A 13628-nucleotide genomic window follows, 5' to 3' on the forward strand; every position below is an offset into this window, starting at 1 on the left:
ATGACGGCAGGGGGTTATTGCAGCCCCAGCGCCTTGGCGACGCCGGCGCCGTAGTCCGGGTGCACCTTGGTGAACAGCTCGACCTGACGGCGCTGGATTTGCTCCGGCACCTGCGACAGTTCGCCGGCGATGCGGGTGAACATGCGCTGGTGCTCTTCGGCGCTCAGCAGGTTGAACAGCGCGCGCGGCTGGCTGTAGTAATCGTCGTCTTCACGATGATTCCAGTGGTCGGCCGCGCCCTCAATGCTCAGCGGCGGCTCGCTGAAGTCCGGCTGCTCCTGGAACAGGCCGAAGCTGTTTGGTTCGTAGGTGGCGCCGTTGCCGCTGTTGCCGTCCACGCGCATCGCGCCGTCGCGATGGTAGTTGTGGAACGGGCATTTGGCGCCGTTCACCGGGATCTGGTGGTGGTTGACGCCCAGGCGATAGCGGTGCGCATCGCCATAGGAGAACAGACGGCCCTGCAGCATTTTATCCGGCGAGAAACTGATGCCCGGCACCACGTTGGCGGGGTTCATCGCCACCTGCTCAACCTCGGAGAAGTAGTTGTCGGGGTTGCGGTTCAGCTCGAAATAGCCGACGTCGATCAACGGATAGTCGCCGTGCGGCCACACCTCGGTCAGATCGAACGGGTTGTATGGCGTCTGCGAGGCTTCGTGTTCCGGCATGATCTGAATTTGCAGCTTCCAGCGCGGGAAGTCGCCGCGTTTGATCGCGTCGAACAGATCGCGCTGTGAGCTTTCGCGATCCTTGGCGATGATCGCTTCCGCTTCGTCATCCATCAGGTTTTCAATGCCTTGCTGGCAGCGGAAGTGGAATTTCACCCAGAAACGCTCGTTGGCGGCATTGATAAAGCTGAAGGTGTGGCTGCCGAAGCCGTGCATGTGGCGATAGGATTTCGGAATGCCGCGATCGCTGAAGTCAATGGTCAGCTGGTGCAGCGACTCCGGCAGGTGGGAGAAGAAGTCCCACTTGTAGACGGGGTTGCGCAGGTTGGTATGCGGATCGCGTTTCACCACGTGGTTGAGATCGGGGAATTTCAGCGGATCGCGCAGGTAGAACACCGGCGTATCGTTACCCACCAAATCCCAGTTGCCTTCTTCGGTATAGAACTTCATGGCGAAGCCGCGAATGTCGCGTTCGGCGTCGGCGGCGCCGCGTTCACCGGCGACGGTGGAGAAGCGGATGAACATGTCGGTCTGTTTGCCGACCTCGGAGAAGATCTTGGCGCGGGTGTAGCGGGTGATGTCGTGGGTGACGGTAAAGGTGCCGTAAGCGCCGGATCCCTTGGCGTGCATGCGGCGCTCGGGGATGACTTCACGGTCGAAGTGGGCCAATTTTTCCAGGAACCACACGTCCTGCAACAGCATCGGGCCGCGTTTGCCTGCGGTGATCACGTTATTGTTATCGACAACCGGGGCGCCGGCTGCGGTGGTCAGTCCTTTCTTGCTCATCACTTGCTCCTTATCGTAGTGCAGTTAAGTAAAGACTCGGGCGGTTTAAGCGTTCATCAGCATAGTCCTTTGGCGGGGCTTCTTCCCCTGACCTTGGTCAAAGCCACTACTAGTTGTAGCCCTATTGCCGAGCGACGGCAAATAGGTCTCGGTTATCGTTGGCATTGCCTTGACGAATATAGAATCTTGTTTGCAAATATTTACATTTATTTGATTATTGAAGAATTTTTTCGCTTTTATCCCTTAAATACTCATTGCGCTTTGGTATAGACTCGTGACGTTATTATTATGCGTTGATTCGATCATTCGGTACGGATGACAAACCAGAGGGAAAGATGATGAAAAAGACTTGGGTCGCGTGCGCGGCAGGATTGCTGTTGGTGACCGGCGCGGCGAACGCCATCAGCGTGTCGGGCGAAGCCGGGCAGCACTACACCAACCTGGGCGTTGGCATGAGCACCGGCTCTTCTGGTCTGGGCCTGACCGGCAACTGGGCGCGCAGCGACCACGACGGTAACGTCGGCAGCGTGGGGCTGAACTTCGGCGTGCCGCTGGGGCCGTTGACGGCGACCGTGGGTGCCAAAGCGCTGTACCTCAGCCCGAAAGACGGGAAGAGCGGCGGGGCGGTGGCGCTGGGCGGCGGCCTGGAGTGGGAGATCAACCGTTACTTCAGCCTGCACGGCGAAGGGTACTTTGCCCCTGAATCCTTCACCAGCGGCGTGAAAGCCTATAACGAAGCCAGCGGCGGCCTGCGCTGGAAGTTCCGTCCGCTGAGCGTGGACGTGGGCTACCGTTACATGCAAATGGAAGGCAAAGACGGGCGTCGCGACAACACGCTGGCCGATGGCCCTTACGTCGGCGTGGGTCTGAGCTTCTGACGCTGTGAAAAAGGGGCCTTCAGGCCCCTTTGTTCTTTCTGTTCCGCTTACCCTACCGGCGGCAGCATGCCGCTGGCGATGCCCAGTTGAATGGCGATCACCGTCACCCCGCAGACAAACACCAACGCCAGCGCCGGCGTACCGCCCCAGACGCGATACTGTGCCTGATGTTTTTGGCGCGTTTTCCACACCAGCAGTGAAGGCAACAGCAGGGCCAGCACCGACAGAGCGATGGCGGCGAATCCCAACGCCAGCACGAAGCCGCGCGGATAAAACAGTGCAAAGGCCAGCGGCGGCAGGAAGGTGATGGCGCCGGTTTGCAGGCGGCCACGCACGTTGTCTTGCCGCTTGAACAGGTCGGCCAGGAAATCGAACAGCCCGAGCGCGACGCCGAGGAACGAGGTCGCCAGCGCCAGATCGGCGAACAGGTGCACCGCCAGTTCAACGTGCGGCGAAGCCACCGCGTCGCGCACCGCCTGCAACAGACCGTTCAGCCCGGCCTGCTGCGCCAGAATGCCGACGAAGGTGTCGGAGCTGATGCTGCCCAGCGTTGCCAGCTGCCAGAAGATGTAGGCCATCAGCGGGATAGCGCTGCCGATGATAAACACCCAGCGCAGTTTGCGAATGTTGCCGCCCATATAGTTGACGATGCTCGGCACGCTGCCGTGGAAGCCGAAAGAGGTGAAGATCACCGGAATGGCCGACAGCGCCAGGCCTTGCTCCAGCGGCAGCGTCATCAGGTTGGTTTGGTGGATATTCGGCAACATCAGGCCGAGCATCACCACCAGAAATACCACTTTGGCGCTGAACAGGATGCGGTTGAACAAATCGACCGAGTGGGTGCCGATGCATACCACGCCGCCGGCCACCAGGGTGAACAGCAGAACGCCGAGCGACACCGGGAAGTCCTGCGACGTCCACTGGCTGATGCTGGTGGCGAGCAGTTCGCCGGCGCCGCTGATGTAGGCGGCGGTGAGGGCGTACATCAGGAACATCATGCTGAAGCTGGTCAGCCACTGGCCGCCGCCGCCGAGATAACGTTTGGCGAGGGTGCCCAGACCGGTATCCGCCTGCTCATGCTGGTAAACCTCTACCAGCAGCAGCGCGGTGTAACACATCAACAGCCACAGCCCGACCAGTAAGGCCAGCGTGACGCCGAAGCCGACGCCGGCCGCCGCCAGCGGCATCGCCAGCATCCCGGCGCCAATGGTCGTGCCCGCCACGATAAAAACACTGCCAAGAGTGCGATTCTTCACGTTTTTTCTCTACCAGCCGAAAGATTTTGAAAATTATAGGTAACGATTTATGAGGATGGCAGGATAGTGGAAGCCCTAATTTGTGTCAAACCGACGTTACGCATAATGTACAGTAATGTTTACATTGCAGCGAGCTGCATGGCACATGAGGAACGGGCCCATGGCTGAAATTATCCGCAGGCGGCTAGTGAAAAGTTATTTACGGGCTTCTATAGTGGAATGACCAAAAAATGTGGGAGAGATCAATGTTAAGGGTGGAGATGCTCAGCACCGGCGATGAGGTGCTGCACGGGCAAATTATTGATACCAACGCCGCCTGGCTGGCGGACTACCTGTTCCGGCAGGGCGTGCCGATGAGCGGGCGGGAAACGGTCGGGGACAGCCTCTCTGCTTTGATCGAGATCCTGCAGGAACGCAGCCATATCGCCGATGTGCTGATCGTCAACGGCGGCCTGGGGCCGACCAGCGACGATCTCAGCGCGCTGGCCGCCGCCAAAGCCTGTGGCGTCGAATTGGTTGAACGGGCCGACTGGCTGGCGCGCATGGAAGCCTATTTCGCCGAGCGCGGGCGGCCGATGGCCCCTTCCAATCGCAAGCAGGCGCAGATCCCGGCCAACGCGGAAATGCTGGATAACCCGGTGGGCACCGCCTGCGGGTTCGCGCTGCAGCTGAACCGATGTCAGATGTTCTTCACCCCCGGCGTGCCGTCGGAATTCAAAGTGATGGTCGAACAGCAGATCGTGCCGCGTCTGCGCCAGCGCTTCACCCTGCCGACGCCGCCGCTCTGCCTGCGCCTGACCACCTTCGGCACCTCCGAGAGCGATCTGGCCGCCGAGCTGGACGGTATGCCGCTGCCGCCGGATGTGGTGCTGGGTTACCGTTCCTCCAGCCCGATCATCGAGCTGAAGCTGACCGGGCCGGAAAGCCGGCGTGCGGAAATGGAACTGGCCTGGCGGCGCGTGCGCGAGGTGGCGGGGGACAACTGCATCTTTGAAGGCACTATCGGGTTGCCGGCGACGCTGACGCAGCGCCTGAATCAGCAAGGGCTGAAGCTGGCGTTGAGCGAGCAGTTCAGCGCCGGGTTGATCAATCTGCAGCTGCAGAGCGAAGGGGCGCCGCTGGCGGGGGGAGAACTGCTGCCGGCGCACTGCATCGAAACGCTGGAAACCACGCTGGCGCGCGCCCGCTCGCTGGCGGAATTGACCGGCGCGCCGTTGGCGTTGGCGGTCAGCGCCATGTGCGACGAGCAGGTGAGCATTGCGCTGCATACGCCGCGCGGCGGCATTGGCCAGACCGTGCGTTATCGTGCGTCGCGCCACGGCTTGCGGCTGCGTCAGGAGTCGGTGGCGATGCTGGCGCTGGATATGCTGCGCCGCTGGCTGAATGGGGGCCAGGCGTGCGGTAAAAACGCCTGGCTGGAGGTGGTGGAAATTATCGAGTGACGGTCATGGCGCCGAGTTGCCGGCGTCACGGTTTTGCTGCAGCCGTTCGGACGCCAGGCGTGAAAGGCGTATCGCCGCCGCGCCCCGCGTTTGCAGTTCTGTACCATAGTTCCTGAGTGCCTGCGCGGCGAAACCGTGCTGCAGATCGCGGAAACGCTGGGATATGCCTCGCCGAGTAATTTTATCGCCATGTTTCGCAAAGCCTTTGGCGATTCTCCGGCGCGTTATTTTTCCGCATCGGCAGGAAAGGGGCGCTAAGCGGAATACTTTGAGGATAGTTATATATCCCTGATTAATCATAATGTTATAGGGGATATTCGCGGCGAGGGAATGCTGTTACTCTTTTGGCGGGTGCTTGAGACTGTTCGTCTTGGGCATTGTGTGACAAGGCGGATAGATGAAAGCCCCAGACTGACTCTCAATCAGAATGGGGCTGCACATACCGCCTAGACACCGGTATGGTAGCCCCTTCACAGCAAGGAGGCAAGCATGCGCTTAAGGCATGTGTTTCACTCGCTAACCGTTGTATGTATTACGGTTTTGTTATTTATCTGGATGATAAGAGACTCGCTGTGCGAGCTGAAAATCTACCAGGAAAATATCACTATCCTGATCAGGTTGGCGTGTGAGGTGAAGCGGTAATCATAGGGCGGGGGCAACCCCGCCTTCTGGTCTCCAGGCGCGGTTTCCGGCACCCGACTTTACATTTCCAGCTCGATATCCGTCAGCGGCATACAGCAGCAGGGCAGGATCTCGCCGGCGTTGATAAACGCCAGCGGCTGTTGGCGGTAGGCCACTTCGCCTTTCACCAGCTTCAGGCGGCAGGCGCCGCAATAGCCGGAGCGGCATTGGTACTCCACCTGCACGTCGTGCAACTCCAGCACGTCGAGCAGGCAGCTTTCACTGTTGGGGCAGGAGAGCTGCGTGCCGGCGGCGCGCAGCGTTACGATTGGCGTCGCCATCGCTTACAGTTCGAAGTCGCTCAGGTCGTCGGCGTTGATCTCCGAGTCGATCTGGCCAACCAGGTAGGAGCTCACTTCCACTTCCTGCGGCGCCACCTGCACGTTGTCGGACACCAGCCAGGCGTTGATCCACGGGATCGGGTTGGAGCGGGTTTCGAACGGCAGACCGAGGCCGACCGCCTGCATGCGGATATTGGTGATGTATTCCACATACTGGCACAGAATGTCTTTGTTCAGGCCGATCATCGAGCCGTCGCGGAACAGGTATTCCGCCCACTCTTTTTCCTGCTGGGCAGCCAGCACGAACAGATCGTAGCACTGCTGTTGGCACTCCTCGGCGATCTCCGCCATTTCCGGATCGTCGGCGCCGGAACGCATCAGGTTCAGCATGTGCTGGGTGCCGGTCAGGTGCAGCGCTTCGTCGCGGGCGATCAGCTTGATGATTTTGGCGTTGCCTTCCATCAGTTCGCGCTCGGCGAACGCGAAGGAGCAGGCGAAGCTGACGTAGAAGCGGATCGCTTCCAGTGCGTTCACGCTCATTAGGCACAGGTACAGCTGTTTCTTCAGCGCGCGCAGATTGACGGTGACGGTTTTACCGTTCACCTGGTGGGTGCCTTCACCCAGCAGGTGATAGTAGCTGGTCATCTCGATCAGATCGTCGTAGTAGCCGGAGATGTCTTTCGCGCGCTTTTTGATCTCTTCGTTGGTGACGATGTCGTCGAACACCAGCGCCGGATCGTTGACGATATTGCGGATAATGTGAGTGTAGGAACGGGAGTGGATGGTCTCGGAGAATGACCAGGTTTCCACCCAGGTTTCCAGCTCAGGGATCGAGATCAGCGGCAGCAGAGCGACGTTCGGGCTGCGGCCCTGGATGGAATCCAGCAGCGTCTGATACTTCAGGTTGCTGATGAAGATATGCTTCTCGTGCTCCGGCAGCGCCTGGTAATCGATGCGATCGCGGGAGACGTCAACTTCTTCCGGGCGCCAGAAGAAGGAGAGCTGTTTTTCGATCAGCTTTTCGAAGATTTCATGCTTTTGCTGGTCGAAACGCGCAACGTTTACCGACTGGCCGAAGAACATCGGCTCTTGCAGCTGGTCGTTTTTGGTCTGAGAAAAAGTGGTGTAAGCCATAAGCCTGAATCCATCGTAACGTGGCTAAATGAAGGGGCCGGAAAATTCCGGCCCGCTAGGTCAAACTTTAGATCTTGCAGGCGCCGCTTTCGCAGTCGTCATCGCCGGCCTTGGCAGGCTGCAAATCTTCCTGGGCGTCTTCCGCACCGTCGCGGGTGTTTTGGTAGTACAGCGTTTTCACGCCGAACTTGTAGGTGGTGAGCAGGTCTTTCAACAGCTGCTTCATCGGCACCTTGCCGCCCGGGAAGCGGGTCGGATCGTAGTTGGTGTTGGCCGAAATCGACTGGTCGATGAATTTCTGCATCAGCCCCACCAGCTGCAGATAGCCGTCGTTGCTCGGCATTTCCCACAGCAGCTCGTAGTTGTCTTTCAGACGCTCATACTCCGGCACCACCTGGCGCAGGATGCCGTCTTTCGACGCTTTGATGCTGATGTGGCCGCGCGGCGGCTCGATGCCGTTGGTGGCGTTGGAAATCTGCGAAGAGGTTTCCGATGGCATCAGCGCAGACAGGGTCGAGTTGCGCAGGCCGGTTTCCTGGATCTCTTTACGCAGGGTTTCCCAGTCGTAGTGCAGCGGCTCGCTGCAGACCGCATCCAGGTCTTTCTTGTAAGTGTCGATAGGCAGGATACCCTGCGAATAAGTGGTCTCTTTGAACCACGGGCAAGCGCCTTGTTCCTGAGCCAGGCGGTTGGAGGCTTTCAGCAGGTAGTACTGAATGGCTTCGAACGTTTTGTGCGTCAGGTTGTTGGCGCTGCCGTCGGAGTAGCGCACGCCGTTCTTCGCCAGGTAATAGGCGAAGTTGATAACGCCGATGCCCAGGGTGCGGCGGCCCATCGCGCCACGGTGCGCGGCCTTGATCGGGTAATCCTGGTAATCCAGCAGGGCGTCGAGTGAGCGCACCGCCAGAGTCGCCAGCTCTTCCAGATCGTCCAGGCTGTCGATCGCGCCCAGGTTGAAGGCCGACAGGGTGCACAGCGCGATCTCGCCGTTTTCGTCGTTGACGTCTTCCAGCGGCTTGGTCGGCAGGGCGATTTCCAGGCACAGGTTGGACTGACGCACCGGCGCGATCTGCGGATCGAACGGGCTATGGGTGTTGCAGTGGTCGACGTTCTGGATGTAGATGCGGCCGGTAGAGGCGCGCTCTTGCATCATCAGCGAGAACAGCTCAACCGCTTTCACGCGTTTCTGGCGAATGCTGTCGTCTTTCTCGTACTGGGTGTACAGGCGTTCGAATTCGTCCTGATCGGCGAAGAACGCGTCGTACAGCCCCGGCACGTCGGACGGGCTGAACAGGGTGATGTCTTCGCCCTTGATCAGACGCTGGTACATCAGGCGGTTCAGCTGCACGCCGTAGTCCATGTGACGCACGCGGTTGCCTTCAACGCCACGGTTGTTTTTCAACACCAGCAGGCTTTCCACTTCCAGGTGCCACATCGGGTAGAACAGCGTTGCCGCGCCACCGCGCACGCCGCCCTGCGAGCAGGATTTGACGGCGGTCTGGAAGTGTTTGTAGAACGGAATACAGCCGGTATGGAAGGCTTCACCGCCGCGGATCGGGCTGCCCAGCGCGCGGATGCGGCCGGCGTTGATGCCAATGCCGGCGCGCTGCGAAACGTATTTCACAATGGCGCTGGAGGTGGCGTTGATGGAATCCAGGCTGTCGCCGCACTCGATCAGCACGCAGGAGCTGAACTGGCGGGTTGGGGTGCGCACGCCGGACATGATCGGCGTAGGCAGCGAAATCTTGAAGGTGGAAATCGCGTCGTAGAAACGTTTGACGTAGTCCAGACGGGTTTCACGCGGGTAGTTGGAGAACAGGCAGGCGGACACCAGCATGTACAGGAACTGGGCGCTTTCATAGATCTCGCCGCTGACTCGGTTCTGCACCAGATACTTGCCTTCCAGCTGCTTGACGGCGGCATAAGAGAAGTTCATGTCGCGCCAGTGATCGATAAAGGAATCCATCTGCTCGAACTCTTCAGCGCTGTAGTCTTCCAGCAGATGCTTATCGTATTTGCCCATCTCGACCATGCGCGTCACGTGAGCGTGCAGCTTCGGCGGCTCGAACTGGCCATAAGCCTTTTTACGCAGGTGGAAGATCGCCAGGCGAGCGGCCAGGTACTGATAGTCCGGCGCATCGCGGGAGATCAGATCGGCTGCGGCTTTGATGATGGTTTCGTGAATGTCGGCGGTTTTGATGCCGTCATAAAACTGAATGTGTGAACGCAACTCTACTTGAGAAACCGAGACGTTGTGTAATCCCTCTGCGGCCCAATCGATGACCCGGTGGATTTTGTCGAGATTGATGCGCTCTTTACGGCCATCGCGTTTAGTTACAAGCAGACTTTGGTTCATGTGGTGTTTTACCTGTCCGTATGGTGCCCCTAAGCAGAAGTGTAGTCGCTCTGCTCAGTATGTAAACACTATATATAGGGGTTGTATGTCGGTGAGGTAACAAGATAGTGAGAAAAAACGGCGTTTGCAAGTGAACAAAACCGGCCTAATTTGTGGATAACTTGGGGGTGAAATGTAACTTGCCGTTCGCAGTGCGCGCCGTGACTGGCGCGACAAGCTTGTCAATAAGCGCGATCAGATTTTACTGAAAAACTGAAAAAATCGATCGTTTGGCGCTTTATTAAACGTTAGAAAAAAACGGCATATTGATCTGATTTAATATTCTAAAAAACTGTTTACAACGGGTATTTTGAGCGAAATCGCGGAAATTAGGTATTTTTCCGAATACGCCAACGGCGCCGCCCCCCGGTAATGCAGGGCCGGCGCGGTTTACAGCGCTTAACCTTCGTGCTGGGTGTGCACCATGTAGTTCACGTCAACGTTGCGCCCAAGCTTGAAATGATCGGTGATCGGGTTGTAATGCAGGCCGATCATGTGCTTTTCGCGCAGCGGCGTGCCGTCGACCCAGCCGATCAGTTCGGAAGGGCGAATGAACTTCTTATGATCGTGGGTGCCCTGCGGCACCATCTTCAGCACGTACTCCGCGCCGATCACCGCCATCAGCCAGGCTTTGGTGTTGCGGTTGATGGTGGAGAAGAACACGTGGCCGCCCGGTTTCACCAGCTGGGCGCAGGCGCGCACCACCGAGGCCGGATCCGGCACGTGCTCCAGCATCTCCATGCAGGTGACCACGTCGTAGCGTTGCGGGTTGGCCTGAGCGTGGCTTTCCACCGTCTCCTGCACATAGGTGACGTCCATGCCGCTTTCCAGCGCGTGCAGCCGCGCGACCTGCAGCGGCTCCGCGCCCATGTCCAGCCCGGTCACCTTGGCGCCTTCGCGCGCCATGCTTTCCGCCAGAATGCCGCCGCCGCAGCCCACGTCGAGCACCTGCTTGTCAAAAATGCCGCCGGCGCGCTGCATGATGTAGTTCAGGCGCAGCGGGTTGATGCGGTGCAGCGGTTTGAACTCGCCTTCCAGATCCCACCAGCGGGAGGCGACGGCCTCGAACTTGGCGATTTCCTGGTGGTCAACGTTTTGCACTCGGCTGGATGATTCTGCGTTCATGGGCTTGTCTGGCTCCTTGTTCTCGTTGCGCGGATTATACATGTTCCGGCGCGGCATCGTCTGCGCCGATGCGTTTTTAGCGCACTTATCTGCACAATTTCCGTGAAACAGCGGCGGTTATTTTCCCGTAAAGCGTGCTTTGTGATATAGTTTTACACCTTTGCCACTATGGCAGCGGGCAGATGAATCATTAGTAGAGGGATAGCAGCTCCATGAGCGACCTTGCCAGAGAAATCACACCGGTAAACATCGAAGACGAGTTGAAAAACTCGTATCTGGACTATGCGATGTCCGTTATTGTCGGACGTGCGCTGCCAGATGTTCGTGATGGACTGAAGCCGGTTCACCGCCGCGTTCTGTACGCGATGAGCGTATTGGGTAACGACTGGAATAAACCATACAAGAAATCGGCCCGTGTCGTCGGGGACGTGATCGGTAAATATCACCCGCACGGTGACAGCGCGGTTTACGACACTATCGTGCGTATGGCTCAGCCGTTTTCACTGCGCTACATGCTGGTGGACGGTCAGGGTAACTTCGGCTCCGTCGACGGCGACTCCGCCGCGGCGATGCGTTATACCGAAGTGCGCATGTCCAAGATTGCTCACGAACTGTTGGCGGATCTGGAAAAAGAAACCGTCGACTTCGTGCCTAACTATGATGGCACCGAGCAGATCCCGGCCGTCATGCCGACCAAGATCCCGAACCTGCTGGTCAACGGCTCGTCGGGCATCGCCGTGGGCATGGCCACCAATATCCCGCCGCACAACCTGGCGGAAGTCGTCAACGGCTGCCTGGCCTATATCGACGATGAAAACATCAGCATCGAAGGGCTGATGGAACACATCCCGGGGCCGGACTTCCCGACGGCGGCGATCATCAACGGCCGTCGCGGCATTGAAGAGGCCTACCGCACCGGGCGCGGCAAAGTCTACCTGCGCGCGCGCGCGGAAGTGGAAGCCGACGCCAAGACCGGGCGCGAAACCATCATCGTTCACGAGATCCCGTATCAGGTGAACAAGGCGCGTCTGATCGAGAAGATCGCCGAGCTGGTGAAAGAAAAGCGTGTGGAAGGCATCAGCGCGCTGCGCGACGAGTCCGATAAAGACGGCATGCGCATCGTGATCGAAGTCAAACGCGACGCGGTCGGCGAAGTGGTGCTGAACAACCTGTATGCGCTGACGCAACTGCAGGTCACTTTCGGCATCAACATGGTCGCGCTGCATCAGGGCCAGCCTAAGCTGCTGAACCTGAAAGACATCCTCGAAGCCTTCGTGCGTCACCGCCGCGAAGTGGTCACCCGCCGCACCATCTTCGAACTGCGCAAGGCCCGCGACCGCGCCCATATCCTGGAAGCGCTGGCTATCGCGCTGGCCAACATCGATCCGATCATCGAGCTGATTCGCCGTGCGCCGACCCCGGCCGAAGCGAAAGTCGCGCTGGTGGCGCAGCCGTGGGATCTGGGCAACGTCAGCGCCATGCTGGAACGCGCCGGTGACGACGCCGCCCGCCCTGAGTGGCTGGAGCCGGAGTTCGGCATCCGCGACGGCAAGTACTACCTGACCGAGCAGCAGGCTCAGGCGATTCTGGATCTGCGCCTGCAGAAACTGACCGGCCTGGAGCACGAGAAGCTGCTGGACGAATATAAAGAGCTGCTCAACTTTATCGCCGAGCTGATCTTTATCCTGGAAAGCCCAGAGCGCCTGATGGAAGTGATCCGCGAAGAGCTGGTGGCAGTCAAAGAGCTGTACAACGACGGCCGCCGCACCGAGATCACCGCCAATACTTCCGACATCAACATCGAAGACCTGATCAATCAGGAAGACGTGGTGGTGACCCTGTCTCACCAGGGCTACGTGAAGTATCAGCCGCTGTCCGACTATGAAGCGCAGCGCCGCGGCGGCAAAGGCAAGTCTGCAGCGCGTATCAAAGAAGAAGACTTTATCGATCGTCTGCTGGTGGCCAACACCCACGATACGATCCTGTGCTTCTCCAGCCGTGGCCGCCTGTACTGGATGAAGGTGTACCAACTGCCTGAAGCCAGCCGCGGCGCGCGCGGTCGCCCAATCGTCAACCTGCTGCCGCTGGAAGCCGATGAGCGTATCACCGCCATTCTGCCGGTGCGCGAGTATGAAGAAGGGCGCCACGTGTTCATGGCCACCGCCAGCGGTACCGTGAAGAAAACCGCGCTGACCGAGTTCAGCCGCCCACGCAGCGCCGGCATCATCGCCGTCAACCTCAACGAGGGCGACGAGCTGATCGGTGTCGATCTGACCGACGGCAGCAACGAAGTGATGCTGTTCTCCGCCAACGGTAAAGTGGTGCGCTTCCCGGAAACGCAGGTGCGTTCGATGGGCCGTACCGCGACTGGCGTGCGCGGCATCAACCTCGGCGAGGGCGACAGCGTGATCTCGCTGATTGTGCCGCGAGGCGAAGGCGACATCCTGACCGTCACGCAAAACGGCTTCGGTAAACGTACCGCGGTGACCGAGTACCCGACCAAGTCGCGCGCCACCCAGGGGGTTATCTCCATCAAGGTGAGCGAGCGTAACGGCCAGGTGGTCGGCGCCGTGCAGGTGGAAACCAGCGACCAGATCATGATGATCACCGATGCCGGCACGCTGGTGCGTACCCGCGTTTCGGAAGTCAGCGTGGTGGGCCGTAACACCCAGGGCGTGACGCTGATCCGCACGGCGGAAGACGAAAACGTCGTCGGTCTGCAGCGCGTGGCCGAGCCGGTGGAAGACGAAGAGCTGGACAGCCTGGAGCCGGGCGCGGAAGCGGTGGAAGAAGACACCACGCCGCTGGACGATGGCGACGACGCGGCTGAGCCGATGGACGACGACAACGTTTAAAGCAAAGGGCGTCGGCATGCCGGCACCATGATGCACTGAGACAAAAGGGTCTGGCAGCGATGCTAGGCCCTTTTTCAGTTATATGGTTTAATTGGCGCACCGAGCCGCCGGCCGCCGCGCCGGCGACAGC

The 13628-nt window shown here is 59.3% G+C and carries 11 protein-coding genes; 5 read left to right on the forward strand and 6 right to left on the reverse strand.

Features of this window, described 5'->3' with window-relative positions; translation table 11 throughout:
- Positions 1-14: 14 nt before the first annotated feature.
- Positions 15-1451 (reverse strand): catalase KatA, encoded by a 1437-nt coding sequence (katA, locus tag REA38_RS01660; protein WP_308884739.1) that lies wholly within the window; start codon positions 1449-1451, stop codon positions 15-17.
- A 338-nt stretch (positions 1452-1789) separates the two neighbouring features.
- Between katA and REA38_RS01665 the strand changes: the two genes are divergently transcribed.
- On the forward strand, positions 1790-2329 hold the full coding sequence (locus tag REA38_RS01665) for a YfaZ family outer membrane protein (RefSeq protein ID WP_004935943.1): 540 nt from the start codon (positions 1790-1792) through the stop codon (positions 2327-2329).
- Between the two features lie 47 nt (positions 2330-2376).
- Here the strand turns inward: REA38_RS01665 and tyrP are convergent, their stop codons facing one another.
- Positions 2377-3585 carry a tyrosine transporter TyrP gene (tyrP, locus tag REA38_RS01670; protein ID WP_060430352.1) on the reverse strand — a complete coding sequence of 403 codons (1209 nt, stop codon included), beginning with the start codon at positions 3583-3585 and terminating at the stop codon, positions 2377-2379.
- Between the two features lie 245 nt (positions 3586-3830).
- Here tyrP and REA38_RS01675 point away from each other — a divergent pair, with 245 nt between their 5' ends.
- From REA38_RS01675 to REA38_RS01685, 3 genes are all read left to right on the forward strand, one after another.
- Positions 3831-5027, forward strand: coding sequence for a nicotinamide mononucleotide deamidase-related protein YfaY (locus tag REA38_RS01675; protein WP_151265909.1), 1197 nt, complete (start codon positions 3831-3833; stop codon positions 5025-5027).
- 135 nt (positions 5028-5162) lie between these two features.
- Complete coding sequence (locus tag REA38_RS01680) at positions 5163-5285, forward strand: helix-turn-helix domain-containing protein (protein ID WP_228657843.1); 123 nt, start codon at positions 5163-5165, stop codon at positions 5283-5285.
- 231 nt (positions 5286-5516) lie between these two features.
- Entirely contained in the window at positions 5517-5669 is a 153-nt protein-coding gene (locus REA38_RS01685; protein ID WP_004935921.1) for a Hok/Gef family protein, read from the forward strand.
- Positions 5670-5728: 59 nt separating this feature from the next.
- On the opposite strand, the gene yfaE is transcribed toward REA38_RS01685, so the two are convergent.
- The 4 genes from yfaE to ubiG all read right to left on the reverse strand — a co-directional run bounded on the left by yfaE (position 5729) and on the right by ubiG (position 10643).
- On the reverse strand, positions 5729-5989 hold the full coding sequence (gene yfaE, locus REA38_RS01690; RefSeq protein ID WP_033635302.1) for a class I ribonucleotide reductase maintenance protein YfaE: 261 nt from the start codon (positions 5987-5989) through the stop codon (positions 5729-5731).
- Between the two features lie 3 nt (positions 5990-5992).
- Entirely contained in the window at positions 5993-7123 is a 1131-nt protein-coding gene (gene nrdB, locus REA38_RS01695; protein WP_019453694.1) for a class Ia ribonucleoside-diphosphate reductase subunit beta, read from the reverse strand.
- A 67-nt stretch (positions 7124-7190) separates the two neighbouring features.
- Positions 7191-9479, reverse strand: a complete 2289-nt coding sequence (gene nrdA / locus REA38_RS01700; RefSeq protein ID WP_033635301.1) for a class 1a ribonucleoside-diphosphate reductase subunit alpha — start codon at positions 9477-9479, stop codon at positions 7191-7193.
- 438 nt (positions 9480-9917) lie between these two features.
- Positions 9918-10643: a bifunctional 2-polyprenyl-6-hydroxyphenol methylase/3-demethylubiquinol 3-O-methyltransferase UbiG gene (gene ubiG / locus REA38_RS01705; RefSeq protein ID WP_004935909.1), complete on the reverse strand. Its 726-nt coding sequence runs from the start codon at positions 10641-10643 to the stop codon at positions 9918-9920.
- 212 nt (positions 10644-10855) lie between these two features.
- On the opposite strand from ubiG, the gene gyrA reads away from it, so the two are divergent.
- Positions 10856-13498, forward strand: a complete 2643-nt coding sequence (gene gyrA, locus REA38_RS01710) for a DNA topoisomerase (ATP-hydrolyzing) subunit A (protein WP_004935906.1) — start codon at positions 10856-10858, stop codon at positions 13496-13498.
- The last annotated feature ends 130 nt before the right edge of the window (positions 13499-13628 follow it).

The sequence above is a fragment of the Serratia sp. MF1(2023) genome (assembly GCF_030954545.1).
GTDB classification, from domain to species: Bacteria; Pseudomonadota; Gammaproteobacteria; order Enterobacterales; family Enterobacteriaceae; genus Serratia; species Serratia sarumanii.

Excerpts from the sequence above, each read along its gene's own strand:
- REA38_RS01685 (WP_004935921.1), top strand. The coding sequence starts at position 5,517 with ATGCGCTTAAGGCATGTGTTTCACTCGCTAACCGTTGTATGTATTACG.
- REA38_RS01665 (WP_004935943.1), top strand. The coding sequence starts at position 1,790 with ATGAAAAAGACTTGGGTCGCGTGCGCGGCAGGATTGCTGTTGGTGACC.
- katA (WP_308884739.1), bottom strand. The coding sequence starts at position 1,451 with ATGAGCAAGAAAGGACTGACCACCGCAGCCGGCGCCCCGGTTGTCGAT.
- gyrA (WP_004935906.1), top strand. The coding sequence starts at position 10,856 with ATGAGCGACCTTGCCAGAGAAATCACACCGGTAAACATCGAAGACGAG.
- ubiG (WP_004935909.1), bottom strand. The coding sequence starts at position 10,643 with ATGAACGCAGAATCATCCAGCCGAGTGCAAAACGTTGACCACCAGGAA.
- yfaE (WP_033635302.1), bottom strand. The coding sequence starts at position 5,989 with ATGGCGACGCCAATCGTAACGCTGCGCGCCGCCGGCACGCAGCTCTCC.
- nrdA (WP_033635301.1), bottom strand. The coding sequence starts at position 9,479 with ATGAACCAAAGTCTGCTTGTAACTAAACGCGATGGCCGTAAAGAGCGC.
- REA38_RS01675 (WP_151265909.1), top strand. The coding sequence starts at position 3,831 with ATGTTAAGGGTGGAGATGCTCAGCACCGGCGATGAGGTGCTGCACGGG.
- nrdB (WP_019453694.1), bottom strand. The coding sequence starts at position 7,123 with ATGGCTTACACCACTTTTTCTCAGACCAAAAACGACCAGCTGCAAGAG.